This window comes from Phenylobacterium sp. (assembly GCF_041691455.1).
Classification (GTDB): Bacteria; Pseudomonadota; Alphaproteobacteria; order Caulobacterales; family Caulobacteraceae; genus Phenylobacterium.
Genome location: NZ_JBEPUO010000011.1, coordinates 35,655 through 61,887, shown reverse-complemented (window position 1 = coordinate 61,887; position 26,233 = coordinate 35,655). Strand labels below are relative to the sequence as shown.

Sequence of the window (26,233 nt, the reverse complement as noted above, 5' to 3'; positions counted from 1 at the left end):
CCCTGACGGTCCTGATCACCTGAGGCCTGGGCGATGTCATCCTGTTGTCGAGGCGGATCCGCCGGACGCACCTAGCCATTGTCGAAATGTGGAGCAATCCGGAATGCGAACCGCACGGCGCCGGCTCGTCGGAGCAATGGCTCCGATCGTAGCGACCCTCGTATGGTCGCTCCGCGCCCAGGGACGTGCCCGCGCCATCAGCGGAAACTCCACCCTCCTAAACCCAGGCTTAGGTCAACTCCGGACTCTCATTGTGACTGGATGAGAAACGGAGGTTACGTCAGCGGCGAGTTGGCCCTTTGTGAATTCGTATTCCCGACGCTTCCCGGAGGCGACCGCGAGACTCTATCGCTTCGAACGTTAATGAGCCGCCTCGCCGGCGATCGCCGCTGGCGACCTACTTGCCGCCCTTCTGGAAGCCGTCGTTGGGATCCAGCCGGCGCACTTGCTCATCACGCGCAATCTTCAGGTTCGACAGGTGCAGGTCGAAGATTTTTAGTACCGTGTGGTGGCCGACCTTCTTCACGCCGGGCGTAACGATGCCGTGTTGTTCGTGCCACTTCGAGTCTGGCAGCTCGCTGGCCGAGCGACCGCAGATGAATATCTCCGAGGGCGTGAGGTCGACGCCCTGGTCGCGCGCATTGGCGACGATGACCGTGGTGGCCGCCAGATCCGAGAGGTCGCGGCAGATCTTGTTGAAGCTCTTTCCCGGGTTGTAGGCGGGCACCAAGATATAGTCGAAATCCTTGTGCTCCAGGCTCTGCTGAATGATCGTCATGAATTGGTTGATGTCGAGGATGTCGGAGCAGATCAGCACCAGGACGTTGCCAAATCCGGTCTTGAAAATGTTGAGCCCTTGTCCTTCCGGGACACGGGTCTGTTCGCCGATTTTCCGGGCGGGAAAGCGTTTTCGGTACTGGACCGGCGCGATGATCCGGTCGGTGCTAGGCAGGTGACTTATGTTTTCGAGGCCGCCCCTGCCCTTGACCCGAATGGGTTTGTCGTAAGAGGCCTGCCCGTCGCGGTGCCGTCCCCAGGGGAAGATGACGCCGACATTGTAGAGGGTCATCTGGCAGTGGAATGACCCCATGACCAGGAACACGTGGTGGCCTTTGACCGCCTGCAGCACCAGGCGTTCGAACTCAGACCGGTGAGTTGAGTAGTCTCGGACGTCATCGACGGTCCAGCCGCCGCCGGCGACGAGCGGCGCCGGCGGATACGCGAACTCCGGAAAGATGATGATATCGGGCTTGAGCTTGATGGCCGCCTTGAGCTCGGCGATCCGCTCGTGGATCCAGCGGCTGGGATTGAAGTTCTCCAGAGGCTGAAGGATGCTGCAGCCGTCTTGAACGGTGGTCATCTTCAGCTTGCTCTGGGACCAGATGTCGAGGTCCGAGCCGACGCAGATCACCTTCAGATTTGGCCGCTCGTGGCGGAGTGTATCTTCCGGGAGTTTCTCGAAATGAGTCGCGGTCTCAGGGTGGGCCTTGGTCCGGTAGATCGTATAGCGGGAAAAAATCTGCCGCGTGCGGTCGAGCACGTCGTGCAGATAGATCTCATCGCCGGGGTCGCGTTCATCCTCGTCGAGCTGTCCCTTCTCGACATCCTCGGCCGCGCGGCGTTGTTTCTGCCGCTCACGGCGCGCGCGATAGCCCTTGAAGATGCTTTCGCCCGGCTCTCGGGCCTTGATCTTGTTTGTCTCGTCGAAAGACAGTTTCGATTCGTCAGCTAACGATTCCGACGCGTCTGACGCGTCGGTGGCTGGCCCCTCAGACACCCCTGTACCCCCAACTACTATCCGACAACCATAAGTCGTCAGGGGGCGGTGTAAAGCGTCAGCTAGAACTGCCGCGCGTAGTTGGCGATCAGGCTGGCGCTGACCACATTGGCGACGCCGTGGCGGGCCTCGGCCGGACTGTTGCGCAAGGCTTCCGGCACCCGCCGGCCGTTGTCGACAGCCATCCCGACGAACCGCGCGGTCTTGTTCTTGAACAGCGCCAGATAAAGCGCCTGATCGGCCTCGCCTGTCTCGACGACCAGGAGCTGGCGCTCGTCGTCCGCGCGGAAGGCGGCCAGCGCTTTGTCGCGCGTCACGCCCGTCTGCCGGGTGAGGCTGGGCAGCGCGAAATCGACCAATCGGCGTGCGCCGTCCGAGTCCGCAGCCTGAGCGGTCAGGGTCTCGCCGTCGGCAATGGCGTTGAACACCTCGGAAATATCGCCGCCACGTGCGCCGAGTGTCAGCACCTCAAACGCGCCATTGCCGTAGGCGTCCAGGCTCAGCGTCTGATCCATCGCCGCGCTGATGACCTTGGCGTAGTCCGGCAGGATCGCGTCCACGGCCGCCCGGTGCAGCACAGTGCAGTCTTCGTCGAAGGCGCGCAGAATTTCATCCGGCAGGTCGATCGCCGCATATTGGTCAGCGGTGCTCGCCGGATGCGATTGAAGGATCATCCGCGTCCAGCACTTTGAGAACGGCATCTGACGGTTGGGGTCGGAACCCACGGGCGGCTTGATGCACAGCGTGACGGACGACCGCACAATGATCTGCGCGCCATCGAGCAGGATGGCGAATTCCGGGTAGTTGAAAACGATGCCGAGACCGTGGGCGGGCTCGCCACCCTGACGATCGACCATGGCGTCTTTGAGGATATCCACCCGACCGGGCAGAGCCTGGAGCATCGCGGCCTGGATGGCTTTCAAGGTGTTGGGCGCGGCCAACTGCAGCGCGGCCATCGCGACCCCGCTTTGCTCGACAGTCAGGGCCTCGTGTTTACCTGAGGCTGAGGTGGCGCAAACCAGCTGCCCACGACGCACGACTGGGAAAAGTGTCGTCGGCACGTTGTCCGCCGCCCCCTCGTTGTGACGCCCCCCGGGCGCCGGCTTGCCCATCTTCCGCAGGACGCCAGCCCGCGGTGCGATTTGCGCGTGAGACTCCGCCGCACGCGCTGGAGTTGTTGAATGGCCTCTCTTCGTCATGGGGTCAAGCGCGCAATGCCCTCCACTACGGTCTAGCTTTCCTGCCTCCGCGACACCGGCGCCAGGGAATTAAACCAGCGGAGAACCTGAACACTCCTCTAAGGCGAAAACGCGATGATGCTGCGGCGCAGCATCAGGTCTGACGTAAGGTCCCCTCGGCGTCACCGCAAGCCGGGCCGCCGGCCAGGGACACGGTTCAGTCCAGGTGCGTTGTCTCAACGGCCAGCCGCCTCTTAAGTTTCGGCTTGTCCGACGCTCCAACCCACGTCGTCGTCCGGGCTGCCGTCGAATGCATCATCGACTCAATGGGTTAAGAAGGAACTTAGGGGAAGTCGCAGCGCCTGGCGACCTCCAGACCAAAAGGCGCCCGTGGCAGCCCCACCGGTGGCGCTCGAAAGCCGGCGCGCCATCGTCGATGCGGCGCCCTGACGCGTATCCACACCAGCAAGACGCCCTGGTCGAAGGTCCGGGACCTGGCGCTGACCAAGCGCCCGATTTCCGCCTCTTAGGCCCAGCAAGACAATCCGTGGTTTCGCGTGCCCTGACGCCGGGCCAGGAATCCAAAATCACCAGCTCAAGGACAGAGACATGACCAGCCATCACCGCCGCGCCTTGCTGTTGACCGGTGCCGGGCTGATGATCGCCCCGAGCGCTTTCGCCGCCGGGCCGGACCCGTTCGCCAAGTCGCAGTGGCGAAAGCTTACCGACGCGGAGTGGAAGAAGCGCTTGCCGCCGGAAAGCTACCAGGTGCTGCGTCAGGACGGCACGGAGCAGCCCTTTACGAGCCCGCTCCTGAACGAGCATCGTCGCGGAACCTTCGATTGCCTGGCCTGCGGGCTGCCTCTGTTCAAATCCGCCTGGAAGTTCGACAGCCACACCGGTTGGCCGAGCTTCTGGACGGTGATTAAGCCGAACATTCGATCCAAGTCCGATCACCTGCTCGCACTCGAAGAGCGTACAGAATACCACTGCGCACAGTGCCTCGGCCACCAGGGCCATGTCTTCAACGACGGGCCCAAACCCACCGGACTGCGGTACTGTAATGACGGGGTAGCCCTGAGGTTTCAGGCAACCTGACGCCCAGTCCCCTGCAGCCCGCGTCGCGAGGCTGACCTCGTCGAAGGTCGATCGCGACCATTTCAACGCCCGCCACCAAATCAACCGCGACACCGGCCAGACGTGGCGCTTAGGCGACGAGCAGAGCTTCACTCGACAGGGGTTTCAGGTGACCTTTCGTGGTGTGTGGCGGCGGCCGTCTGATGGCCTGTTCGGCTGCCTAGACGGCGCCCTCAGCGCCTGGATAGACGATCTTCGCAGGACTGCTGATCACAGCGCCAGGCGTCAGCCGAGCTTCGTCGATGTGGGAAGGCCCCAGGATGTTCAGCACGGTCTGCCCGCTCGCCAACAGGTAATCGGCGATGATCCGCCGGTGGCAGCGCCACCAGGCGGCCTCCGCACAAATGATCGCGCAGCGGAACCGACGTCCGAGGTCCTCAAGCTGCGCCAGTTCCTTACCGAAGGCCGGCGTCAGCGCGTAGTCCGCGTAGTTGCGGAAGCTCTTCACCTTCCAATAGCCATTGGGCGAGGACGGGGAGCCGGGCGACCTGGACCGAAGGCCACCAAGGCCCCCCAAATGCTCATAGCCGACCTGCCACGGAGCCAGGGCCTCGGCCAGGCCGTCGCCATTGAACTGCGGATTGGTTCGCGATCGCGGGATGGACCTGACATCGACCACGTGGTCGGCAGGCCGCGAAGGCTTCACGCGTCCGGGTCGAGTGGCCGATCGTGAAAAAGGTATTCGCCATAGCGCCGAACTCTCAAACGAAGACGTTGCGACGGCGCTCGGGCCGACGCAACGCTCGGCATCGATCAATCAACTCAGCTGGCTGGCGGCGCGCCATTCTCGCCGATCAGGATGGCGCGAGCGACAAACGATCCATCCGCCGCTTGGCCCGCGCGCACATCCACCGCAATGCCAGGTTTGATCTGCCCGCGACCGACCGAACTCATCTCGCGAATGGTGATGTTTGGCGGGATGACGATGTGGCGCACGCCTTGCCCCTGCTTGCCGCCATAGCTCACATCCATCTCGCGACCGCGAGGCGTGGAGACCACCTTGGCGGATACCGTGCCGTTGGTCATCATCGTGCCGGGCGCTTCTCCGGACATGGGTCCATTGCCTTCGCCAAGCCCCCGCAGTTCCGGCGCGAACACCCGAAACTCGGTGGACATCCCGCTGCCGTCGGGTTGGTTGGCGTTGGCGGTGGCCACGAAACTGCCGGCCTGAATGGCGCTCGGATCGATTTTCCTGAGCTTCAGGATGCGAACGTCGCTCGCCAGCGTGAAGGTTTTTGCGGTTCCGCCGACGCCCGTCACGGTCAGCACGTCGCCGGTCAATCCGACAACACGACCTTGGGTGGGCGGCGTCGGCCTCAGCGCAGCCGTCGTCGAGGCTCGCGTCGAAGGTGCAGCGGACTGGGCTCCCGCGGGCGCTGCGAACATGAACACGCTCAAAACCAGCCCGATAGAACCCAAAGACGTTCGCCGCATGTGTCTGCTCCGATTAATTGTGCTTGGCCGGGGAGGGGCCGGCATTCCGGTACCAGCTGTACCTATGTACGGAGTCAAGGCGATGAATGATTACACATATCGACGAGGCGCCTCGACCAACCGTCTGCAGGACCTCGAAACCCGTCACGGCGTTCTGGGTCAAAGACATAGGGTCTGAAAGAGTCCTGGGATCAGGTCGAGCAGGGCGTCGTTGCGAGGCGCGGCGATGACCGGCAAGTCGCCGGCGAAGTCGGTCACCAGCCCAACCGTCTGCACGAAATCGGGGCTTTCGAGGTCCGCAGACCCGCTGATGACCACCGCTGCAACCTCGAGGCGGCGGGTCCGCAGAACCTCCAGCGCCGTCAGGGTGTGGCTGATCGCACCCAGATAGGCGCCGCCCACCAGTATCGTCGGCAAATTCAGGGCCGTCATGAGGTCGAGGCCGGTGGCGTGCTCGGCAAGTGGGGACATCACCCCCCCGACGCCCTCCACGATCAACAGGTCGGCGACAGCGGCGGCCATCCGGTTGCGGCAGAAATCCACGATGGGCCGGATCGGCAGGTCGCGGCCCTCCAGCCGGGCCGCCGTAGGCGGAGCCAGGGCCGCCGTGAAGCGCCAGGGGGAGAGGGCGTGCAGCGCCTGAAGCGTTGGCGTTTGGCCGAGGGCCGCCAGCAGGCGTCCGGGGTCGCTGCCGGCCCAGTCACGGAGATCGAACCCGCTCACCACCGGCTTCAGGGCATCGACGGACAGGCCAAGCGGCGCAGAGGGTTTCTTCCGCGTCAAGCGGTATCCCCGTTGACGTCGCCACACAGGCACTGGATTTCGATCGTCATGTCAGGGGTTCACCGGAGCTGAGGAGGGGAACGGTTTGGCTCGGGCCGGCACGTGATCCCGCACAAATGCGCAGGCCACCAGGGCGAGCGGCAGATGGGCGTCCGGTGGACCCGGCAGGGACACCCATTCGCGCAACGGCTTTCCCTGGCCGCGCTCGAAGTAGGCGCCTTCGCCGGTGTCGACGAGGTCCACGGCTTGGTCCCTGGGAAGCTTCAGGACGAGCGCGTTGTTCACCAGCATGGCGAATATCTTGCCGTTGATCTTCAGGGCCTTCGAGCCGAACTGCCGTCCCGGCGACGGCGAGGGGCCATCGAATTCGATCTGGGTCCGCAGCGCTGCGGCGAGCGCCGCCAGGGCCTCAAGGACCGTCGGAGGGGTCGATGCGGACGGCGGTGGCGCGGCGGAACTGCTTTGGTCGAACTCGCCCATCTGGCTTACGCGCTCCGATCTTGGGGCCTTCGACGTACGGCCTGTATAGCTGTACAGGGTCAAGAGATTTTCGACCGCACCGCGCGCTAGCAGCCCGGTCGCGTGGTGGCGGCTTCCTGGGCCTGCGTCCCTCGCCGCAACTCCTTCCGACCCACCGCAAACGACCATGCTCATGCCCCGGCCAGCGCCGCGGCGGGGGCGACGGCCATGACCCGGCGGCTCGCGATCGCGATGACCACGGCGAACAGCCCGGCGGAAATTAGAGTGTTGATCTCGGCCGATGGCCAGTCGAACCAGGTGGGCTGACCCAGCCGCGCCTCAAGCGCCCGCGAGGCAAGATAGCCGACAGCAAGTCCCGCCGCCGCGCCTAGAACCCCCGGCGCCAAGGACTCGGCGACGAACACCAGCAACACGTCGTCGCGGCGCGCGCCCAGGGCGCGCATGGCGCCGATATCCGATCTGCGACCGTTGACGGAGATCCAGCAGATGGCCGTCACGCCCACCGCGCTCACCGCCAGCGCGCTCCATGAGACCCACCGGACGAGGAAGGAAAGGCGCCCGAACGCCGCCAACTGGTCCTCCAAGATCAGCTGCTGGTTGGTCACGGTGAAGTCGGGCTGCTGGCCGCCAAATCGGCGATGCCGGGCGGCGAGCATTTCGGCGGCGCTGGCCGCGAGAGGCCGGACTGCGGCCGCTCGGCCTGCCTGAAGCATGATGCCGTTCAGGTGGTCCACGTTCATCAGGCGGTGCATGCCGGCGGCCAAAGGCACGTAGACCTGGTCGTCCTCGTCGGAGCCATCCAGGCGCCGCCCGCGCTCCTCCAGGACCCCCAGGATCGTGAAGGGGACCCGGTTGATCGTCAGCCGCCGCCCCGTCGGGTCGGCGTCGGCGAAGAGGTCCTTGGCCACCCCGCTTCCCAGCAACACCGTGCGAGCGCCGATGCGCGTCGCCTGCGCCGAAAAAACATCTCCGAGCGAGACGCGCCAATGCTTGATGGCGAAGTAGTCCGGCTCGCAGCCGATCACGACGACCTGCTTGGTGAGATCGCCGGCCCGCACGCGATAGGTGGTCGCGACCGTCGCGGACGCGGCCGCGATTTCTGGCTCGGCGCTGCGAAGCGCCTTGTAGTCGGCCAGGGTCAAGGTGGTGACGGGCGCGCCGGTGCGGGCGCGCCCACCCACTGCACGGCTGGCCGCAGGGGAGATGACGATCATCTTCGCGCCGAGCGCTTCGTAGCGCGCCAGAATCGCCCGGGTTCCGGATTCGGCATAGGTCGATGAGACCACTATCGCGGCGACCCCGCTCAGCGCAGCCAGCGTGATGAGGACGGTCTGCAGGTGGAACCGCAGCGACGCCCGAAGCGCCACGCGCAGCAGCTGGAGTGCGCGCCGGCGGCCCAACACGCCGTCACCCTTGGCTATTGGCGCAACGCCATGGCGGGATCGACGTGCGCCGCCCGCCAGGCTGGCAGCAAGCCGAAGATCAGGCCGACCAGGACGGAGAGCGCCAGCGCCATGGCGACCGCCGGGACGTCGACCACGAAGGGAAGGTGCTGCATAAGTCCGACCAGTTGGGCCCCGGCGATACCAAGAACGGCGCCGATGACCGCGCCCAGGCCAGACAGCGCGGCGGCCTCCAGCAGGAACTGCGCCAGGATGGCGTTGCGGCTGGCCCCCGCGGCCCGCCGCAAGCCGATCTCCCGGCGGCGGGCGGCCACGCCGATGAACATGACGCTGAGGATCACGACCCCGCCCAGCAGCATCGCCAGCAGCGCCACCATGTTGAGCATCTTGCCCATCGCCGATCCCATGGCGCTGACCTGGGCGATGACCGCGCGCGGACTTGAGACCGTGAAGTTGTCGAGCACGCCAGGGGCCAGGTGGTGGCGGTCCCGCAGGAGCGCCTTGATCTGAGCCTCGGCTGCCTTGCTCTGCGTCTCATCCTTGAGCTGAGCCACCACCATGGTCAGGTAGTCGCGGTTGAACAGCCGCTTCGAGGCCGTGGTGACCGGGATGTAGAGCAGATTGTCGAGGGTCTGCCCGGACGGGCCGACCCCCCTCGGGGCTAGGACACCCTTGACTACGAAAGGCACCCCGCCGATGCGGATGGTCTTGCCGATGGGGTCTTCGGTGGGGAAGAGCTTCGCTTTGAGGTCCGCGCCAAGGACCGCCGTCCGCGCCAGGGCATCGACATCGCCTTGGTCGAAGAAGTCGCCCTCTACGGCCCGGTCGCGGCGCACTTGCGTCCAGTTGACGGAGACCCCGAAGACCCCCGCGGTCTCGTGGTGGGCCTGGTAGCTCACGTCGCCGTCGAGGATGTTCAGCACCTGAACGACCTGGCGGATCGCCGGCGCCTCGCGGGCGATGGCGGCGGCGTCGTCAAAGCTCAAGGTCGCGTCGGTGTTGGACACCGTAACCATGCCCCGGTTCTTCGCGCCGCCCGGCTGAACGATAACCGTGTCGAAGGCGCCAAGCATGTTCTTGAAGCGGCCTAGGGTGACCTCCTTGGTGCCGGCCCCGATGGATGACAGCAGGGTCAATGACGCCACTCCGATGAGGACGCCTGACATCATCAGGAGGGAGCGGACCTTACGTCGCCACAGCGAGCGAAGGACGCCCGACACCATCGCTTTGCTGTTCATCGCTTGGCCTCCGTCAGTCTGCCGTCCGTTAGGGTGATCGAGCGTCCCGCCTTGGCGGCGACCTCGTCGTCGTGGGTGACCATGACGATGGTCCGCCCCTCGGCGTTAAGTGCGCCGAGGATCGCCATGACGTTGTCGCCAGCCTCCCGGTCGAGATTGCCCGTCGGTTCGTCGGCGAGGATCAGGGCCGGATCGTTGATCAAGGCTCGAGCGATGGCGACCCTTTGCTGCTCGCCGCCGGAGAGCTGGTTAGGGAAGTGGTTTTTCCGCTCCTGGAGGCCGACCCGCTTGAGCGCCGCCGTGGCGGCCGCGCGGTCCACAGCGCGATCGGCATAGATCATCGGCAGCTCGACATTCTCCACGGCCGTCGTGCGCTGCAGCAGATTGAAAGCCTGGAAAATGAAGCCGATCTTGCGGGCCCGCACCTTGGAGAGTTCGCCATCGTCCAGGGCCGAGACGTCTTCTCCGGCCAGCCGGTAGACGCCCGACGATGGCCTGTCGAGACAGCCAAGCAGGTTGAGCAATGACGACTTGCCCGATCCCGACGCCCCGCGGATCGCCACGAACTCGCCCTTGCCGATCTTTAAACTGACATCGCGAAGCGCTGTCACACTGGCGCCCTTCGCGTTGAAGGTTCTGGTTAGTCCTTCGACCTCGATCACTTTCGCACTCCTGTTTCCACGAGAACCTGTTCACCGGCCGCCAGGCCGCCGGTGATGTCCGCCATTCCCCCCCGCGTCTGGTCGGCGCGCACGCGCCGCAAGACCGGGGGGCCTCCGCCTGCCGCGCGCACCGTGACCATGGTCCCATCGGGGGTCCGCCGGAGCGCGGCCGCCGGCACGGTGACCACGGTGCGCCGCGCGGTGGTGATGGTGACGTTGGCGGTCATGTCGGGCCGCAGCGCCGACACCTCGCCGTCGATGTGCACGGCGACTTCGTAGTTGATGACGCCGGAGATCACGGTGGCCACGGGCGCGATGCGGACGACCTGACCCTGGAAGGTCCGGTCGGGCCAGCTCTCGACGGTGAATTCGGCCGCTTGGCCGATCTTGACGTCGCCGACGTCAGCTTCGTCGACCAGGGCCACGACCTCCAGCGCGTCGGGCTGAATGATGGTGACGAAGGTCGGCGTGGAGAATGACGCCGCGACTGTTTCGCCGCGCTGGGTGGATACCGAAGCGACGACGCCGGAGATCGGGGCGCGGATATTGACGTAGTTGAGGTCGACGCCGGCGGCTTTCAGATCTTCTTTGGCGGCGGCGAGGGTCGCCTCCGCGCCGGCGGCTGCCGACCGGGTGTCATCGAGCTGTTGGCGGGAAACCCAGCCCTGGTCGGCGAGGGTCGAGATGCGCCGCAGATCGGCCTGCGCCTTGGCCAGCAACACTTCGTTGCGGACGACCTGCGCCTTGGCCTGCTCGATCTTGGCCTGGACGGGGCGGGCATCGATCTCGGCGATCACATCGCCCTGCTTCACGCGGCTGCCGACCGTCACGTTCAGCTGCTGGACGATGCCGGAGAGCTGCGCACCGATCCGCACCGTGCTTCCGGTCTTGAGCCGCACCGAACCGGTGGCCGCGACGGTCTTGGCGACGTCCCGGCGGCCTGCGACAGCCCACTGCGCCACCGGAGCCGGGGCCGGTCGCGAAGCGCGAAAGAGCCAGACGCCGGCGCCGAGCGCCAACGACAGGGCGGCCAGCGCCAGAAGCCACCACCACAGCCGGATACCCCGGCGCCGTGACGGCCCAGACGGTTCGTCGCCGCCTCTTGGGGGAGCTTCGGCGTCCGGCCTAACAAGGTGAAATTGGCTCTGCATCGATCTGGGAGTTCGCCCCGCCCATCGATGAGCCTGGGGCCTATACCCCGGTGCAGGGTCAACCGCCCCAAGCCCGCCGTTTGGCAAAGTTGTGCAAAGATTTCCTCAACCTTGCGCGGCCTCGCTAACCTCTTCAGCGTACCGGGGCGAATTTGCCCGCCAGGGCCATTGAGATGCGCAATCGTATTCGCGGGACGATCGTCGTGGCGCTGGCGTTGGCCCTTGCGGGCCCGGCCAGTGCGGCGATCGACGCCGCGGTCGTGGTCCGCATGCGTCAGGCGAACTTCGATCGACTGCTGAGCCTGCACAAGTCGATCCGCAATGAGCTGCGCCAGGCGCGACCGAACGGGGCTGGCGTGAGCCGCGCCGTTCTGGCTGAGGCCCAGCTGGCCCAGCAGATTGTCGCCTGGTTCCCCGCGGGCAGCGGCCCGGACGCCCGCGTTCGGACCGACGCACGTCGTGGAATCTGGGCCGAGCCGCGAGACTTCCAAGCCAAGGCGGTCGCGCTCAACGGGGCGCTCGGCCAGCTCGACGCCGCGGCGCGATCGGGCGATCCAGGCCGAATGCGCGCCCAGCAGCGCGCGGTCGCCGACGCCTGCGAGTCCTGTCACGAAACCTATCTGAGCCGCTTCTGATGCCGTCGGCGACGTGCAAGGATGGCCGCGCCGTGCGGGTTTGGGACCTTCCGACCCGGCTCTTCCATCTTGGCGTGGTGGCCATGGTGGCGGCCTGTTGGTGGACCTACGCCTCCGAGCGGATGGCCTGGCATCGGCTTTGCGGCTACGGCGTCGTAGGGCTGCTGACCTTCCGGCTCTACTGGGGTTTCGCCGGATCCTCCACGGCGCGGTTCGGGGGCTTTGTGCGGGGTCCGCGCGAGGCCTGGCTATACATCCGCGGGCGCGCCGGTGTTGTCGTGGGACACAATCCGCTGGGCGGCTGGAGTGTCCTGGCTCTGCTGGGCGTCTTGTCCACGCAGGTGGTCTCGGGTCTCTTCACTACCGATCGCGCCGATCTCGCACCTGGGCCGTTTGCGTCGGCGCTCGGCCCCGACGCCGCGCGCCTGGCTGAGCGGGTCCACGCCCTGGCTTTCCGGGCGCTGCTCGTCATGGTCGCGCTGCACGTGGCCGTGGTTCTGCTGCACTTGGCGTTCGGTGACGACCTCGTGAGCCCGATGCTGCACGGGCGCAAGCGCCTCCCATCGGCGGGCGTGGCGCCACAGGTCGCCCCCTGGTGGATGTCGATCCCCGGCGGCGCTGCGGCGCTGGTCGTGGTCTTCCTCCTTTGGCGGCTGGATCCGTCGTGAGTAGTCTCGCCGTGGCCGGGGTGGCTTTGCTGGGGGTGCATCCGTGCGGGCAACTTGCGTCGCGCCGCCCGTCGGCAGACAGGATGTGGACCATGGAGCTGAGCGGCCGGATTCTCATCGTCGATGATGACGCGGAGTTCGCGCGCATGCTCGGCGAGTTTCTGGGGCGACAAGGCTTCCTGACTTCCTTCGCCGACAGCGGTCGGTCCGCGCTCCAGAAACTTGAGGCCGAAACCCCGGACCTGATTGTGCTCGACATCATGATGCCAGACCTCGACGGGCTCGAAGCCCTGCGCCGAATCCGCATCGACCGCGACCTGCCGATCATCATGGTCACCGCCCGGGGGCAGCCCGCCGACCGCATCCTCGGCCTCGAACTCGGCGCCGACGACTACCTGGCCAAGCCCTTCGACCCCGCCGAGCTGGCCGCGCGGATCCGCGCGGTGCTGCGGCGGCTGCGCCAGGCGTTCCGGCCGCGAGATCCAGTCCGCATCGGGCCGCTGACGCTCACGCCTTCGGCCATGACCGCCGCAGTGCGAGGCCGCGAGGTCCGGCTGACGCCGGCCGAGTTCATGGTGCTGGAGGCGCTGGCCGGCCAGCCCGGCGTCGAGCTGTCCCGCGCCGCGCTGACGGAACGCGCACTCGGCCGGCCGCTGACGCCCTATGATCGCAGCCTCGACACCCATGTCTCGAATCTGCGCCGCAAGCTGGGCTTGGCCCCGGAGCTGGGTGCGGAGATCCGCGCGATCCGCGGCGGCGGCTATTCCTTCACCCTGTCAGACGGTGCGGGATGAGCAGCCTCTTCGCCCGCATCTGGCTCTCCTACTGGCTGGTTATGGCCTTGACCCTGGCGGCGGCGCTGGCCGTCAGCTTCGCGCTCGCCGTCAAACGCGCCGACGACATCGACCGTATCTCGCCCGCGGCGCTGGCGCGCTCGGCGCAGGCGGACTTCAGCCGCGAGGGCCGTGACGGACTCGGCATGTGGGTGATGAACGAACGGCATGCCCACCCCGAACTGCAGTTCTATTTCGTCGACGACCTGGGCCGGGAGTTCCTGGGCCGTAGCCTGGGCGGACGCCCGCTGCCAGGGCCCGGCGGCGCGCTCGTCCCGCGGCTGACAGCGCCCGGCGCGCCGGCCTTCCGCATGTACGTGCGCCGGACCCGCGAGTTTTCTTTCGGCGCCTGGCAGCTGATGTTCCAGCCGCTCCTGCTGCTGGGGCTGGCGATCACGGTGAGCGGGGTGGGTTCCGCCGCGCTCGCGCACCAGCTTACCCGGCCGGTGGTCCGCTTGCGCGAGGGCGTGCGCGCCGTCGCAGCAGGGGCGATAGAGGCCCGCATGGCCGAGGCGATCACCGGGCGCCGCGATGAGGTCGGCGGGCTGGCCCGCGACATTGACCAGATGACCGCTCACCTGCGCGCCTTGATCGAGTCCAAGGAGGACCTGCTCCGGGATATTTCCCACGAGCTCCGCTCGCCGCTCGCCAGGCTGCGGATAGCGACCTCGCTACTGCGCGACGAGCGCCCGGGCGAGAGCGCCGCCGCCTTTGCGCGGATCGATCGCGAGGTCGAGCGCCTGGACAGTCTGATCGGCCAGGTCCTGCAGTTCTCCCGGGTCCAGGCCGGGCCGCCGATGACCCTGGAGGACGTCGATCTCCTGGCCCTGCTTGAGGAGGCCGTCGAGGATGCCCGTCTGGAGGCCGAGCCGGACGACAAGAAGGTGGTGATCGGCAAGGCCGCCCCGATCGTCGTGCGCGGTGATCGGGCGCTGCTTGCCAGCGCCATTGAGAACGTCCTGCGCAATGCCGTGCGCTTCGGTCCCGCGGGCGCCGCGGTCCAGGTGTCCCTGGAAGCCGTCGGGAGCGTTGCGCGGGTTCGCATCCGCGATGCTGGGCCGGGGATCGCACCCGCCGATCTGCCGCGCATTTTCGAACCCTTCTTCCGGGCCCAGGGCTCGTCCGGCGTCGGCCTGGGCCTGTCCATCGCCGAGCGGGTCGCCGCGCTGCACCGGGGACGGTTGGCCGCGCGCAACCACGCGGCCGGCGGGTTCGAAGTCGATCTCTTCGTGCCGACCGCCCGGGGCGCTGAGGCCGCGCTCGCTGAGTTCGAAGTCTCTGGGTCCGAAGGACCGGGCGCATGAGGATCGGCGAACTGGCGCGGCTGGCCGGCGTGAACATCCAGACGATCCGCTTCTACGAGCGCGAAGGCCTCCTGCGCGCGCCCGATCGGTCGGCGTCGGGGTACCGCTGTTATTCGCTTCACGACCTGCAGGCGGTTCGTAGCATCCGCGGGCTCCAGGGCGCCGGATTCACGCTGCGGGACATCCGCGAACTGGCGGCGTTCGAACAGGTGCTGGCCAGCGACACATCGCCTTTGGACGCGAGGGCCTCGGCCAGGTCGGAGATCATCCGCCGCGCCTACGACCGCCTAGCGGCGCTCGACGACCGCATCGACGGCTTGCATCGCATGAGGGCGCAAATGGAACAGCTCATCGAAACGCTTACCCACTTGGGGCACTGCGTATTTTCCGCCGGCCCAGCGAAAGACGCGAAAGCCTCAGTCGCAACAGCTTGCGAATTTCCGCAGTGAGACACCCTTCTTGTCGAGGACGCCTATGAAGCTTTGCGGTCAGATATCCGTTGAACTGAACGTCGGCGACTACATCGAAGCGGCCGATCACCAAAAGCGCCTGGAGGATATCCTGAAGCTGGTGCGCGACGCCTATCCCGACGCGACGCTGGCCATGCGCGAGCGTCGCCAGCGCAAGGCGCTAAAGCTCACCCGGGCCGCGCCGCGCTCGGCGGCCACCGGCGTCCTGAACCGCTACGCCGACGAATAAGGCGGTCTTTTGCGCCCCAGGGACTCCCTGCTCGAGGCGATCCTCGCGCTGAAGACGCTCGACGCGCGCATCAGCGTCAACGAGATCGTGGCCTATCTCTACGTCTGTGAGAACGAGGGCCTCAGCGTCCAAGAACTTGCCTATGTGGCGGGCCTCACCCAATCCACCGCCTCGCGCAGCCTGCGCTCGCTGGGCCGTCCGGGCTCCGACTGGGCGCACCCGCCGGCGCTCGGCCTGGTGGACGCCTTCCTCCATCCGACGGACGGGCGCAGCCATGTCGTCCACCTAACCGACAAGGGCCGTGACTTGCGCGACCGCCTCGATGACACGATCCGCCGCGCCATTCCCATCGAATTTTCCCCTTAAGGGGCATTGGTGTGTGGTGTCAGCTTTCGACCAGGCAAGCGGGTACGGCCGGTCGCCGCGTTGCCCCTCGACGGAAGCGGATCGCCTCGCCCGGCCGGAGCCCCCTCAAGGCCCCAGCAGGCACCGCCAACACCTTATGCGACAGGCGTCTAGATCTTTGATTTTGCATAAGATAAATTGGGTATAGGTGTTTGGCGCGCAGCCGACTAACGTGAAGTAGGCTCGCGAACGAGAAGCTTCCCAGCGCCAGCGTGTCTCGCCCGAATTGTCATGCGGACGAGACCCCTGAATGGTCTCCCCTAAGCCGCCACGCCCGCTGCGTCCGGCGCGCGGCAGAGGCCTACGAGGATCGGGCAGGGAAGGCGCGGATCGCGCGTCGCGCAGCTGGCCAGGCAGACTTCAAGCTCGGCTTCGAGCCGCTGGAGCGCGGCGAGTTCCTGGCGCACCTTGGTGAGCTTGGCCGCCACCGTTTCCTGCACGGCGTGGCAGAAGGACCGGTTGGTGTCGAAGGATCGGCGCAGCAGATCTTCGATATCCCGCAGGCTCAGACCGAAGCCCTGCGCCATGCGGATGTAGCGCAGCAGCTGCAGCGCGCCCTCGTCGTAGCGGCGAAAGCCGGCCGTCGAGGGTTTGCGCGGCTGCTCCAGGAGGCCGCGGCGCTGGTAGTAGCGGACCGTCTCGACCCCGACGCCCGCCGCCTTGGCCAGTTGGCCGATGGTCCGCCCAGGCTCTTGCATGCTCCGCTCCTCCGCTCGTGCGCCTGCGTCTCAGGACATGATCTTGCTGGCGCTGGATTGCTCCCGCAACACCGCGATCCGCCAGCCGGCTCGGGTCTTGACCAGCACCGCGGTGGCCAGGCCGCGCTCGTCCGCCCGCGGCTTGCCGTCGAGTTCATGGGCGCCGGTGATGTACCATTCGCCGTCGATGACCATCACCCCGGGGGCGATCTGGCGGGTCGTCTCGGCGGTGAAGCCCGCGTCGCTGCCCTTGTAGCCGGCGGCGAAGGCCTGAGCGTAGAAAGCGGCGATCGCGGCGTGGCCGGTGGCGTGGAAGCCAGTGGGATTGATGAAATCCCCGTCAGCTTTGAAGTTGGCGGCGATCAGCTTCGGGTCGGCCCGCTTCCAGGCGTCGATGTAGCCGGCCATCATCTGCCGCACGGCGTCGGCGTCGGATGTCTTGGGATGCGCCCCAGCGGCGGCGGGGGCGAGCGCCACGAGGGCGCCGAGCGCCAGGAGGGTGGAACGAAACATAGGATTCTCCGCTTCAGGCGACGGCCGATGAAGCGTCGGTCCGTCCGAGATTCCGGCCAGGACGAGACTCGCATCGAGGCCGCCCGCCGCCGCTTCGGTTCAGCTTGTAGCTGCCGTACCCAGGTACGGAGTCAATGGGCTTTGCGCCCGGAACATTGCCGCAGCTTCACTTGACTTCGACCCGCCCCGGCGGAGCTTTACGGCCTCCTGGCCACTGAAGGATCCACCCGATGACTCTACGCCGAACCCTTCTCGTGCTGGCCGCGGCGGCCAGTCTCACCGCGCCAGCCGCCATGGGCGCGCCGGATGTCCAGGCCGCCGCCCAGGCTTTGCTTACGGCCTATGCCGCGGGCGACCGGGACCGCGTGGCCGACATGGTCAGCCACGGCAGCCTGCACGTCTACGGCAGCGATGTGGCAGAGGTGACCTCCGGGCGCGACGGTTTCCTGGGGACGCTGGCCGCCGACCACAAGCTTTGGGGCCAGGGCGCGGCGTTCGGCGCGATGCGCAACGTCTCCATTGAAAAGGACGGCGACCTGGCGAGCCTGTTCTTCGACACCGCGTTCACGGTGCAGGGCCGCACCGTGCCCATCCGTTTCGCGACCGTCTGGCGGCTGGAAAAGGGCCGTTGGAAGCTCGTCCAGTGCAGCAATGTCGTGCCGACGGTCGGGCAGAGCGCGGCGGACATCCTGAAGACAATGGCCAAGCCGGCGCCCTGACGGATGGCGCCGCCGAAGTTGCTCACGAAGACAGACCTAGCTGACGGTGCTTGCCGGGTCAGCCGATGATGGCGTGGGCCCGGTTGAATATGAGCGGCTGTGCGGTGGCGGCCTGCACCGCCTGTAGCAGAGCCTCCGCAGTGATGGGCTTGGTGATGTGACCATCGGCGCCGGCTGCGGTGGACGCCGCGGCGTGCTGGGGCATAGCGTTGGCGGTCAGGGTCAGCACCGGGGTGCGCCGCGCATGACGCAGCGCTTCGCCGGCGCGCACATGACGGATCGCCGTCAGCCCGTCCATCACTGGCATCTGCATGTCCATCAGGATCAGGTCGAAGTCGATGTTCGCCGCGCTCTCGACGGCCTCCGCGCCGTTCTCGACGCACACCAGCTCCACGCCGGCCGCGCCGAGGATCAGCTCGACAACCCGGCGGTTGGTTGGGTGGTCTTCCGCGAGGAGCACCCGCAGGCCGGCCAGGCCATCTCCCTCCCTGCCTTGAACGTCAGCGCCCCGGGAGACCGTCAGATCGGCGCAGGCTTCAAGATCGAGGGTCAGCACGAAACAAGCTCCTTGGCCAAGTATCGCGTCGGCCTCCAGTGCGCCGCCCATGGCTTCAGCCAGGGAGTGCGAAATCGCCAGCCCTAGACCGGTGCCGCCAAAACGCCTGGTGATCGAGCCATCGGCCTGCTCGAAGCGGCCGAACAACCGCGCCTTGGTCACCGCGTCGAAGCCAATGCCGCTGTCGCGCACGGCGAAGCTCAGCTGCGTCGCGTCCACCTCGCTGCTGGACTGCGCCGACACGGTCAACGTCACAGCGCCGCGGTTGGTGAATTTGATCGCGTTGGACAACAGGTTGCACAGGATCTGGCGCAACCGTGGGGCGTCGCCGAGGAAGGTGGCGTGCGAGCCCTCGTCCATCTCGACGGTAAAGTCGATCCCCTTAGCCTGGGCGGTCGTCTCGAACAACGCCGCGCAGGCGCGCACGGATGCCGCGAGGTCGAAGGCTTCGGCTGTGATCTCCAGGTGCCCCGCCTCAATGCGCGCGAGATCGAGGATGTCGGTGAGTAGCGACTCCAATGTTTGCGCCGAGGTTTCGATGAGGCCAACCATCTCGGTCTGCTCGGTCGATAACCGCGTCCTGGCCAGCGCTCCAGCTACACCCATCACGCCGTTCAGCGGGGTGCGGATCTCGTGGCTCATGTTGGCCAGAAATTCGCTTTTGGCGTGGTTGGCGCTTTCGGCCGCCTCCTTGGCGGCGAGCAGCTCGGCTTCTGCCTGCTTCTCGGCGTCGATGTTGCGCAGCACGCCAAGGACGCGGGTGATACGGCCTTCCGAGTTCTTGATCGCCTCGCAAGCGGAATCTACCCAGACTGGCGGGCCATTCTTGCTTAGCAGGCGATAGGTTGTGCGGAAGGGAACGCCGGTGGTCACGTGGTCCTCCCAAAGCGCCTGGGCCTGCGCGCGGTCATCCGGGTGGGTGGCCGCCCAGATGTCGCGGTCCAGATCGTCGTAGGTCGTGCCCGCGCCGTCACCGACCGGCGCCGCCCCGCCCCCTTTGAGCTCGCGGCGGCGGTAGTCCATTTCCCAGATCGACAGGTTGGCGAGTTCGGCGGCCATAGTCATCCGTCGCTCGGCGCGCCGGGCGTCTTCCAGGGCCTCGACCATATCGGTGATTTCGAAGGTCATGATCAGCAGGCCGGTGACCACTCCAGCGGGGTTGCGCCATGGGGTCATCTCGGTGCGCACCCAGGGCTGGCGGCCGTCGTAGGTCTGCATCTGCACCTGCTCTGAGTGCAGGGCGTTGCCTTCGAGGCAATGCAAGTATGCGGCCTCCCAGCGCTCGCGCGCTTCCGGGAATAGGTCATAGATCGTGCGCCCAACGATGGGCCCGGCGTTCTCCAGGCCCATCTCGCGCAGCCATCGGTCGCTGGTCTGAACGACGCGCATGTCGCGGTCGGTCATCACCAGCGAGACGGGCGCGGATTTTATGGTGCTGGCCAGCAACTGGTTGACGGCCAGCGTCTCGGCTTCGCGCGCCACCTGCGCCTGCATGCCCAGCCGATGCTTCCACTCGTTGGCGACGAGCGCCGCGAACTCGGCCAGGTCGGCCGCCGCCTGCGGATCGAAACCGCGCGGCGTGCGGTCGAGCAGCATCAGCGCGCCGATCACTTCGCCGCTGGAGAGGCGGATCGGGGAGGCAGCATAGAACCGGATACGCACCTCGCCGTGGACGTTGGGCAACTCGGCGAACCGCGGGTCCAGGGTGGCGTTTTCGACCCACATCGGCTCGCCGCTCTCGATCGCCAGATTGGACAGCGCCTCTTGGCGCGGCACGACGTGATCACCGTCCTCCTCGACGCCCGCCAACAACAGGCGATCAGCCTCCATCAGGCCGATAAAGGCGAATGGGGCGCCGGTGGCCCGTCGCACCAGCCCGCAAATGCGCTCGAACATCGGCCGCGCATCCTCGAACTCTATCCGGCGCAGCGCTTCCAGGCGTCGCGCCTCGCGCGCATCGGTCGCCGCGGACATCCCGTTTCCCTCAAGGCCTTGTTCGGGAGAGGGAACTTAGCAATCAAGGCTTAAATTTTCGTGGCGGTTGATTGCAAGCGAAGCGCGCCTCGGGGCCGCGGTGCGGAGACATGTGGCCCGCTCGTGGGCTTTACCCGTCAACCAACGCGACAGGCGCTAAGCACAAGGTCGAGGCGAGTGCGGCCCGAGCGATCGGCGCGGAGCCGAAAGCCCACTTGGAAGTCGTTGAGACGAACAGCCCGGAACTCTGGCTTCAGCCCGTAGTCGCCCCGACCGCGGTCAGGTTTTGCGGCTCCCATCGTGATCTACATTTGGCGGGACTCTAAGGTGCTCTATCCGAAATAGGCCGGGATCGGCACTGCCGGGGCTCAAAGCCGCGTTCGGGCCACACGAACCCGAAGACCGATTTCGACCCTTCCCCTTGCCCTCTCAGTCGCGCGTGAGGCGGCCGAGCAGCCGGCAGAGGTCGCTTTGCCCGGTCGTATTCGTCTTTGCGTAGATGTGAACGAGGTGGCTCCGTATCGTCGGCATAGCGACGCCCAGATGCTCCGCCGCCTTGCTTGGCTCCATGCCCGCGAACAGCGAGGCCACCACTCGAATTTCGGCCGGCGTGAGGTCGAACAGGTCGCGCAGCATCGATTCTGGCACATGGCCGCCAGTTGCCTGATCGGTGATGCTGACGATGACGGCAGGCCCGGCGGCGAAGGCCCACGCATGCCTGGCCGCGAGCGGCGCCACTTCGATCCAGATCCGGCGCCCGCCGCGCGGCGCGGCCAGGCCCATGGAGCCGCCAGCGCGCAAATCAGGATCTCCGGCGCGACAGATCATGGCTCTCAGGCGCTGAGTGTCGGCATGGGCGGCGCAGACCAGAAGCTCCTTGCGGACCGTGATACCCTTTGCTCCCGCGATTAGGCGTTCTCCGGCCGCGTTGATGTGGCGAACCACACCGGTGCGCTCCAGCACGAAGAGGCCGGTCGGCGAGTTGTCGACGATCTCGGCGTGCCCATCGGCCACCCCGGCCATGTCGGACGTAGCGCGCGAGAGCCGTATCGCCCGCGCCATATGCGGCTGCAGTGACATACAGAGCGCGAGCTCGTCACCGGTGAAGGCGCCCTGCTTCTCGGATCGATAAATATCCACGCCGGTCCAGCAGGCGTTCGCGCTTTCGAAGCCGACGGAGACGTCGGAATGAATGTCAAATTTCTTGTAGAAATCGTTGTAGTATTCGGTTCCGACGAAATCTTCTTTTGGCAGCCAGTCAATGTCCCGCTTGTATCCGGGAGTCCACTTGCGCCCGGCGATTTGATCCAGGGGCGTCTTGAGCGGATTCCGGGTCGCGAACGCGCGGAAATTGGCGGCCAAAGCCGATGGGTCCATGCGGCTGGCGACCACCGGACCGGCCTCGGTATAGAGATCATAGGACCGAAGCACCGCGTCGTGCCCGCCGGCCAGGTCGGCTAGACGCCGCAACACGCGCGGCCACAGGGTAACGTCCACCGCGGCTTCGTAGAGTTCGTCCAGAAAGACTTCGCGGGCGTTCACGGGCGCTCATCGGGTGTTGCGATCACGGGCCTGCCCCGCGCCACACCGACACCATCGCCATAGCGGCGGGCAGACCTCAAGCTTCTTCCCCCGAAAGGCGATCCGCTCCGGTCGACGAAAAGCGCCCCATCTCAACCATCTGGATGACGCGGCCTGCGTTTGGCGCGTGTCACATCTCATCGGTGTCCGTGGACGACCGTGGGCCGAGACCTTCAGTTTGGGAGTTGGGCGTGAAATCTAACAAGCTTTTCGTAGGCGCGGCGGCGATCGCCGCCGCCGCCCTGGCCGGTGCGGCGCAGGCGTCCGTCTATGACCTGAAAACCGATTGGAGCAACGCGAGCAATCCCAACGGGGTCTGGACCTATCGCCAGGGGGTGTCCGCGCTCCCGTTTGTGGCGTCATGGCGACCGTCAGACCTCAATGGCGTCGTCCAGCCTGCTTGGGCGCAAGGCAATACAAGCGGCGCTTTCCTGCCCGGGTTCTTCCAGGCCGTCGCCGCCGGGTCCGCCATGTGCGCGACCTGCGACTGGCAGGTTGGAGATATCCTCGATCACACAACGGACCAGGCCAATGGCGGCGGCGAGGGCATCGCCAATGTTCTGTTCACCAGTCCTTCGAACGGTTCGGCGGACATAAGCGGTCTGGTATGGAACGCGCGGTCGATCAACCGTACCCAGGACTGGAGCCTGTCGATCAACGGGACCGTGGTCGATTCGGGAGTGCTCCTCGGTGACGGGACTCAGGGCCGGTTAAACCCGACCGTATTCAATTTCTCCAACGTCGCCCTGGCTGTCGGCGATCAGGTCGTGTTGTCCTACATACAAGACCCGCGCGCGCCGTTCGGCGACTTGGTGGGCAGCAATCTGGACATCAATCTCACGCCCTCGGGCGGGGTCCCCGAACCCGCTACCTGGGCGATGATGGTGGTCGGCTTCGGCGGCCTGGGCGCGGTGCTCCGCCGCCGTCGCGGCCAGGTCTCGCTCCCCGCCTGATCCGGCATACGGATCGCACGATCAGAGCCCCGGCCTCGCAGGAGCGCCGGGGCTTTTCGCTGTTCGGGCTTGGCGAAGCCGAATGACCGGTTTCCACCCTAGCGGAAGCTCGCAGGTCAGCTTCTGGGCCGGGAGATTGGCTTGCAGAACCGAAACGGCCGTCGTTGCCCGCGGCAAAAACAGATGTTTTCGCCCCCCCCATTGCCAGGGCGGCGACGCCTTTGAACGCACTGTTTTCGGCTGGCAGTCCTTCCGTCGTTTAAGGCCGACGGGGTCGCCCCCAAGTTAGCCGAGTCGCAACTTCAAATGTCAGGAGTCCATCTTTCGCCCAAGGCCCGAGGCTCGTGCGCAGATCGGCGTCATAGGCCTTGGCCAAGTGGCCCATCCGGGCGTCTGAAAACGTCGCGCGCGAGTGCTGACTGGCGATCAGGTCTTCGAGTGGCTGGCGAACTAGCGCTACGAACGTTTTCCTCCCCTTTGACCTCAAGCCACGGCGCGTGGGCAACCTGGGAAGCGACGTCAAGAAGGAGATCGATCTCGCTCATCTCAGCCTCTCCCGTGACCGAGGCGATCGATACAGGTGCGCCCATTGGGCGGGCGATGTTGGGAATCCTCGCCGTCTTCGCCCAGCTAGAGGCCGAACACGCCAGCGAACGGGTCAGAAACGGCTTGAAGGCAGCTAGGAGCCGAGGAAAGCGGCTTGGTTGACCTCTCCACCGGGGTTGCGCCACGGGGTCATCTCGGTGCGCACCCAAGGCTGGCGGCCGTCGTGGGTCTGCATCTGCATTCGCTCTGTGTGCAGGGTGTTGCCTTCCAGGCAATGCAGGTACGCGGCCTCCCAACGCTCGCGAGCTTCCGGGAAAAGCTCATAGATCGTGCGCCCCACGACCGGCCCGGCGTTTTCCAGGCCCATCTCGCGTAGCCATCGGTCGCTGGTCTGCACGACGTGCATGTCGCGGTCGGTCATCACCAGCGAGACGGGCGCGGATTTGATCGTGCTGGACAGCAACTGATTGATGGCAAGCGTCTCGGCTTCGCGCGCCACCTGCGCTTGCATGCCCAGCCGGTGCTCCCATTCGTTAGCGATGGGCTGAAGGTGCTTTCGGCCCCAGTCATAGGGTTGCACGGAATTCACTCAGGATCGGCGTCGCGCGATTTGGCCCGCGGCCAGCGCATCGGAAATCAACCCCCGGTCCGGATACACTGGAAGGGATAGCGATGCTCAAGTTTCTGATGGCCCCGTCGAACGCCGTCTGCGACCGTCTCGGCCTCACCGATGAGCATGAGCGCGGCATGCTGCGGATGCTGGTCAACATGTTGATCTTCACGGCCATCGTGGTCGCGGTGTTTTACGTCGCATGGCGCGCGTTCGAATAGCGACGACGCACGAGCTGAGCCGAAGATCATCGTGCTCAACCTGACAGAGCCCGCCTCATGAAAGGCGCTGGCGATACAAGGACACTCGCGCGGGCCGCCTTCCGAATCATCCCGCTGTTCGGCCGCGCGGTGGTTCCGCGCTGGGTGCTCTTCTTCGCCGCCTTGATGGCGGCGGCCGGCACGCTGTTCTCCTCGTCGGAATCCTCGCTATCAACAGCTGGATGCAGACGCCGGCGGGCTACCAGATCATCGACGGCCGGCCGAAGGCTCCGTGTAGGTCGTCACCAGATAGTCCGTGACCGCCTTGGCGTCGTCGTCGGAAAGGTGCGCGCCGTAGGCATTGCGCATCTTGGCGACCTCGTTCTGCCAGAAGGCGGCGGGCATGTGCGGCGGCTGGGTGCTGACATAGTCTGCCGAATGGCAGGCGAGGCAGTGCTTCTGCGCCGCCTCAACGCCCGGCGCCGCGATGAACCGCGAGGATTCCGGTGGCGGATTGTAGGCCGGCGGCGCCTTGCTCCCGGGCTCGCGGGCGGCCGCGCCCCAGGACGTGGCAAGGAAGATGACGACAAGCAGCGAGCGCGACAGCGGGCTCATGCGGCCATCACCCGCACCAGATCCGCGGCGTTGCGCATATAGGCGCTGGGGTTCCAGTTGGCGGTCAGCGGCTGCAGATCGCCGGCCTTGCTTTTGGCGCGCGCGATCAAGAAGTGCTCGCCCCGATCCAGCGGTACGTGCGCCGACCACTCACGGAAGGAATACTTCCCGTGGTCCTGGCCCAGCGCGGCGGGCTTCCAGGTTTTGCCGCCGTCTGTGGACAGGTCCACCGCCGCGACACCCGCTCCACCATCGAAGGCGATGCCGCGCACCAGCACCCGCGGCGAAGCCTTCGCGGTCTGGCCGTCCTGGAGGTTGGTGATGAAGCTGCGGACGTTGAGCTTGCCGATCGGCCGCGTTGCCGGAGGGGCCGTCCCAGCCGGGACGCAGGCGCAGTCGTTATCCGGGATGCGGTAGGCCTTCTGCATCCAGTAGCTCTGCGAGGCCTGCTCCAGCACGGTCAGGTCGGTCAGGTGCTTGACCCAGTAGGTGCCGTAATAGCCGGGCACGATCAGCCGCAGCGGATAGCCGTTGAGCAGCGGCAGCGGCGCGCCGTTCATCTCATAGGCCAGCATGACCTCGCCGTTGCGCGCGTGGTCGATGCCCAGGCCCTTCACGAAGTCCGCGACCGACGGTATCTGCGGCCGGTCGGCGCCGTTGAATTCCACGGCCTGCGCGGTGGCCTTCACGCCGGCGCGGTCGAGCAAGGCCTTGACCGAGACGCCGCGCCAGAGCGCGTTGCCCATCATGCCCTCGCCGAGCTGGCCGCCCGCGACGCGCGGGGTTGAGAATCCCCTACCATTGCCGGAGCACTCATTGACGGCCGCCAGCTCCACCGCCGGGAAGTCGCGCCGCAGGTCGTCCAGGCTGAGGTCGAGCGGTTTTTCCACCGCGCCTCGCACCCTCACCCGGTGTGTCGCCGCATCCAGGCCGCGGGGCGGCGTGCCGGCCAGATGATAGCGCACGAAGAAGGCGTCGTTCGGCGTGAAGGCGCCATGGTCGAACACCTCGAAGGGCGTTTCCAGTTGCGGCGGCCGTTCGGTCAGCACCAGCATCGGGCGCTTCTCCGGATAGGCGGCCACCGGTCGCTCGCCATTGCCGAAAGGCAGCGTAGCCGTCTCGGCGCGTGCCGCGCCGGCGGCGAGGAGCGCGGCCGCGCCGGCCAGGACCGTCCGTCGGTCTGCGGTGTTCATCTTTACGATCCTTGCTCCGTCAGTCGGCAGAGATTGGCGGAAGCCCGGGGCGAACGCCAGTGGGCCGCCAGCCATTTTGGATAGCTTCGCCGGATCACCGCCGACTCTGCATTGCGCGATAGAAGACGTCGGGGCTAACGCCGATATCTGGGCGACGCCGACTATAGCCGCGTGCTCCGGCCATTGTCCGTCGCCCAAGGCCAGCTAGGCGTCCAGGCGCTCGCGCACGGTCTTTCGTTACTGGCCAATTCCTCGGCGCAGGTCTCGCGGGGATCACCTTCGGATAGC

Annotated in this window: 29 protein-coding genes; 12 read left to right on the top strand and 17 right to left on the bottom strand. The window is 66.4% G+C overall.

What is annotated here, in order from left to right; translation table 11 throughout:
* Positions 1 to 397: 397 nt before the first annotated feature.
* Together ACESMY_RS14385 and ACESMY_RS14380 are read right to left on the bottom strand one after the other, a co-directional pair.
* Positions 398 to 1,777 (bottom strand): hypothetical protein, encoded by a 1,380-nt coding sequence (locus ACESMY_RS14385; protein WP_372785293.1) that lies wholly within the window; start codon positions 1,775 to 1,777, stop codon positions 398 to 400.
* Positions 1,778 to 1,839: 62 nt separating this feature from the next.
* Positions 1,840 to 2,733, bottom strand: coding sequence for a hypothetical protein (locus ACESMY_RS14380; RefSeq protein ID WP_372785292.1), 894 nt, complete (start codon positions 2,731 to 2,733; stop codon positions 1,840 to 1,842).
* Between the two features lie 831 nt (positions 2,734 to 3,564).
* On the opposite strand from ACESMY_RS14380, the gene msrB reads away from it, so the two are divergent.
* On the top strand, positions 3,565 to 4,053 hold the full coding sequence (gene msrB, locus ACESMY_RS14375) for a peptide-methionine (R)-S-oxide reductase MsrB (protein ID WP_372785291.1): 489 nt from the start codon (positions 3,565 to 3,567) through the stop codon (positions 4,051 to 4,053).
* A 199-nt stretch (positions 4,054 to 4,252) separates the two neighbouring features.
* Here msrB and ACESMY_RS14370 read toward each other — a convergent pair whose 3' ends face one another.
* From ACESMY_RS14370 to ACESMY_RS14335, 8 genes are all read right to left on the bottom strand, one after another.
* Entirely contained in the window at positions 4,253 to 4,711 is a 459-nt protein-coding gene (locus ACESMY_RS14370; RefSeq protein WP_372785340.1) for a DUF488 family protein, read from the bottom strand.
* Between the two features lie 143 nt (positions 4,712 to 4,854).
* Positions 4,855 to 5,478 carry a hypothetical protein gene (locus ACESMY_RS14365; protein WP_372785290.1) on the bottom strand — a complete coding sequence of 208 codons (624 nt, stop codon included), beginning with the start codon at positions 5,476 to 5,478 and terminating at the stop codon, positions 4,855 to 4,857.
* 207 nt (positions 5,479 to 5,685) lie between these two features.
* On the bottom strand, positions 5,686 to 6,309 hold the full coding sequence (gene bioD, locus ACESMY_RS14360) for a dethiobiotin synthase (protein ID WP_372785289.1): 624 nt from the start codon (positions 6,307 to 6,309) through the stop codon (positions 5,686 to 5,688).
* A 51-nt stretch (positions 6,310 to 6,360) separates the two neighbouring features.
* Positions 6,361 to 6,789 (bottom strand): hypothetical protein, encoded by a 429-nt coding sequence (locus ACESMY_RS14355; RefSeq protein WP_372785288.1) that lies wholly within the window; start codon positions 6,787 to 6,789, stop codon positions 6,361 to 6,363.
* Positions 6,790 to 6,959: 170 nt separating this feature from the next.
* Positions 6,960 to 8,192 carry an ABC transporter permease gene (locus tag ACESMY_RS14350; RefSeq protein WP_372785287.1) on the bottom strand — a complete coding sequence of 411 codons (1,233 nt, stop codon included), beginning with the start codon at positions 8,190 to 8,192 and terminating at the stop codon, positions 6,960 to 6,962.
* A 14-nt stretch (positions 8,193 to 8,206) separates the two neighbouring features.
* Positions 8,207 to 9,430 carry an ABC transporter permease gene (locus ACESMY_RS14345; protein WP_372785286.1) on the bottom strand — a complete coding sequence of 408 codons (1,224 nt, stop codon included), beginning with the start codon at positions 9,428 to 9,430 and terminating at the stop codon, positions 8,207 to 8,209.
* On the bottom strand, positions 9,427 to 10,041 hold the full coding sequence (locus tag ACESMY_RS14340; RefSeq protein WP_372785285.1) for an ABC transporter ATP-binding protein: 615 nt from the start codon (positions 10,039 to 10,041) through the stop codon (positions 9,427 to 9,429). Before ACESMY_RS14340 ends, ACESMY_RS14345 begins: the two co-directional genes overlap by 4 nt.
* Positions 10,042 to 10,088: 47 nt before the next feature.
* Positions 10,089 to 11,111 (bottom strand): efflux RND transporter periplasmic adaptor subunit, encoded by a 1,023-nt coding sequence (locus ACESMY_RS14335; protein WP_372785284.1) that lies wholly within the window; start codon positions 11,109 to 11,111, stop codon positions 10,089 to 10,091.
* A gap of 305 nt (positions 11,112 to 11,416) precedes the next feature.
* On the opposite strand from ACESMY_RS14335, the gene ACESMY_RS14330 reads away from it, so the two are divergent.
* From ACESMY_RS14330 to ACESMY_RS14300, 7 genes are read left to right on the top strand one after another with little or no spacing between them, the layout of a single operon-like run.
* Entirely contained in the window at positions 11,417 to 11,878 is a 462-nt protein-coding gene (locus ACESMY_RS14330) for a cytochrome c (RefSeq protein ID WP_372785283.1), read from the top strand.
* Complete coding sequence (locus tag ACESMY_RS14325; protein ID WP_372785282.1) at positions 11,878 to 12,546, top strand: cytochrome b/b6 domain-containing protein; 669 nt, start codon at positions 11,878 to 11,880, stop codon at positions 12,544 to 12,546. The genes ACESMY_RS14330 and ACESMY_RS14325 overlap by 1 nt, the downstream gene beginning before the upstream one ends.
* Before the next feature lie 11 nt (positions 12,547 to 12,557).
* Positions 12,558 to 13,340: a response regulator transcription factor gene (locus ACESMY_RS14320; protein WP_372785281.1), complete on the top strand. Its 783-nt coding sequence runs from the start codon at positions 12,558 to 12,560 to the stop codon at positions 13,338 to 13,340.
* Positions 13,337 to 14,683 carry a sensor histidine kinase gene (locus ACESMY_RS14315; RefSeq protein WP_372785280.1) on the top strand — a complete coding sequence of 449 codons (1,347 nt, stop codon included), beginning with the start codon at positions 13,337 to 13,339 and terminating at the stop codon, positions 14,681 to 14,683. The genes ACESMY_RS14320 and ACESMY_RS14315 overlap by 4 nt, the downstream gene beginning before the upstream one ends.
* Positions 14,680 to 15,132, top strand: a complete 453-nt coding sequence (locus tag ACESMY_RS14310; RefSeq protein ID WP_372785279.1) for a MerR family transcriptional regulator — start codon at positions 14,680 to 14,682, stop codon at positions 15,130 to 15,132. The genes ACESMY_RS14315 and ACESMY_RS14310 overlap by 4 nt, the downstream gene beginning before the upstream one ends.
* A gap of 25 nt (positions 15,133 to 15,157) precedes the next feature.
* Positions 15,158 to 15,382, top strand: coding sequence for a hypothetical protein (locus ACESMY_RS14305; RefSeq protein WP_372785278.1), 225 nt, complete (start codon positions 15,158 to 15,160; stop codon positions 15,380 to 15,382).
* Between the two features lie 9 nt (positions 15,383 to 15,391).
* Positions 15,392 to 15,748: a MarR family winged helix-turn-helix transcriptional regulator gene (locus tag ACESMY_RS14300; protein ID WP_372785277.1), complete on the top strand. Its 357-nt coding sequence runs from the start codon at positions 15,392 to 15,394 to the stop codon at positions 15,746 to 15,748.
* A 299-nt stretch (positions 15,749 to 16,047) separates the two neighbouring features.
* On the opposite strand, the gene ACESMY_RS14295 is transcribed toward ACESMY_RS14300, so the two are convergent.
* Together ACESMY_RS14295 and ACESMY_RS14290 are read right to left on the bottom strand one after the other, a co-directional pair.
* Positions 16,048 to 16,485 (bottom strand): MerR family transcriptional regulator, encoded by a 438-nt coding sequence (locus tag ACESMY_RS14295; RefSeq protein ID WP_372785276.1) that lies wholly within the window; start codon positions 16,483 to 16,485, stop codon positions 16,048 to 16,050.
* 30 nt (positions 16,486 to 16,515) lie between these two features.
* Positions 16,516 to 16,998 carry an SgcJ/EcaC family oxidoreductase gene (locus ACESMY_RS14290; RefSeq protein WP_372785275.1) on the bottom strand — a complete coding sequence of 161 codons (483 nt, stop codon included), beginning with the start codon at positions 16,996 to 16,998 and terminating at the stop codon, positions 16,516 to 16,518.
* Between the two features lie 230 nt (positions 16,999 to 17,228).
* On the opposite strand from ACESMY_RS14290, the gene ACESMY_RS14285 reads away from it, so the two are divergent.
* Positions 17,229 to 17,717 (top strand): nuclear transport factor 2 family protein, encoded by a 489-nt coding sequence (locus ACESMY_RS14285; protein ID WP_372785274.1) that lies wholly within the window; start codon positions 17,229 to 17,231, stop codon positions 17,715 to 17,717.
* Positions 17,718 to 17,775: 58 nt separating this feature from the next.
* Here the strand turns inward: ACESMY_RS14285 and ACESMY_RS14280 are convergent, their stop codons facing one another.
* Together ACESMY_RS14280 and ACESMY_RS14275 are read right to left on the bottom strand one after the other, a co-directional pair.
* Positions 17,776 to 20,247 carry an ATP-binding protein gene (locus ACESMY_RS14280; RefSeq protein WP_372785273.1) on the bottom strand — a complete coding sequence of 824 codons (2,472 nt, stop codon included), beginning with the start codon at positions 20,245 to 20,247 and terminating at the stop codon, positions 17,776 to 17,778.
* A 429-nt stretch (positions 20,248 to 20,676) separates the two neighbouring features.
* A complete protein-coding gene (locus tag ACESMY_RS14275; protein ID WP_372785272.1) occupies positions 20,677 to 21,789 on the bottom strand; it encodes a helix-turn-helix transcriptional regulator in 1,113 nt (370 codons plus the stop codon).
* A gap of 230 nt (positions 21,790 to 22,019) precedes the next feature.
* Between ACESMY_RS14275 and ACESMY_RS14270 the strand changes: the two genes are divergently transcribed.
* Positions 22,020 to 22,781: a PEPxxWA-CTERM sorting domain-containing protein gene (locus tag ACESMY_RS14270; protein WP_372785271.1), complete on the top strand. Its 762-nt coding sequence runs from the start codon at positions 22,020 to 22,022 to the stop codon at positions 22,779 to 22,781.
* A gap of 306 nt (positions 22,782 to 23,087) precedes the next feature.
* A complete protein-coding gene (locus tag ACESMY_RS14265; protein WP_372785270.1) occupies positions 23,088 to 23,489 on the top strand; it encodes a recombinase family protein in 402 nt (133 codons plus the stop codon).
* Here ACESMY_RS14265 and ACESMY_RS14260 read toward each other — a convergent pair.
* Complete coding sequence (locus tag ACESMY_RS14260) at positions 23,461 to 23,907, bottom strand: PAS domain-containing protein (protein ID WP_372785269.1); 447 nt, start codon at positions 23,905 to 23,907, stop codon at positions 23,461 to 23,463. The two genes, ACESMY_RS14265 and ACESMY_RS14260, sit on opposite strands and share 29 nt — an antisense overlap.
* 92 nt (positions 23,908 to 23,999) lie before the next feature.
* On the opposite strand from ACESMY_RS14260, the gene ACESMY_RS14255 reads away from it, so the two are divergent.
* Complete coding sequence (locus tag ACESMY_RS14255; RefSeq protein WP_372785268.1) at positions 24,000 to 24,158, top strand: hypothetical protein; 159 nt, start codon at positions 24,000 to 24,002, stop codon at positions 24,156 to 24,158.
* Between the two features lie 246 nt (positions 24,159 to 24,404).
* Here ACESMY_RS14255 and ACESMY_RS14250 read toward each other — a convergent pair whose 3' ends face one another.
* A complete protein-coding gene (locus tag ACESMY_RS14250) occupies positions 24,405 to 24,752 on the bottom strand; it encodes a cytochrome c (protein ID WP_372785267.1) in 348 nt (115 codons plus the stop codon).
* The gene (locus ACESMY_RS14245) at positions 24,749 to 25,945 is read right to left on the bottom strand and encodes a molybdopterin-dependent oxidoreductase (RefSeq protein WP_372785266.1); all 1,197 of its coding nucleotides are present in this window, start codon (positions 25,943 to 25,945) and stop codon (positions 24,749 to 24,751) included. Before ACESMY_RS14245 ends, ACESMY_RS14250 begins: the two co-directional genes overlap by 4 nt.
* Between the last annotated feature and the right edge of the window lie 288 nt (positions 25,946 to 26,233).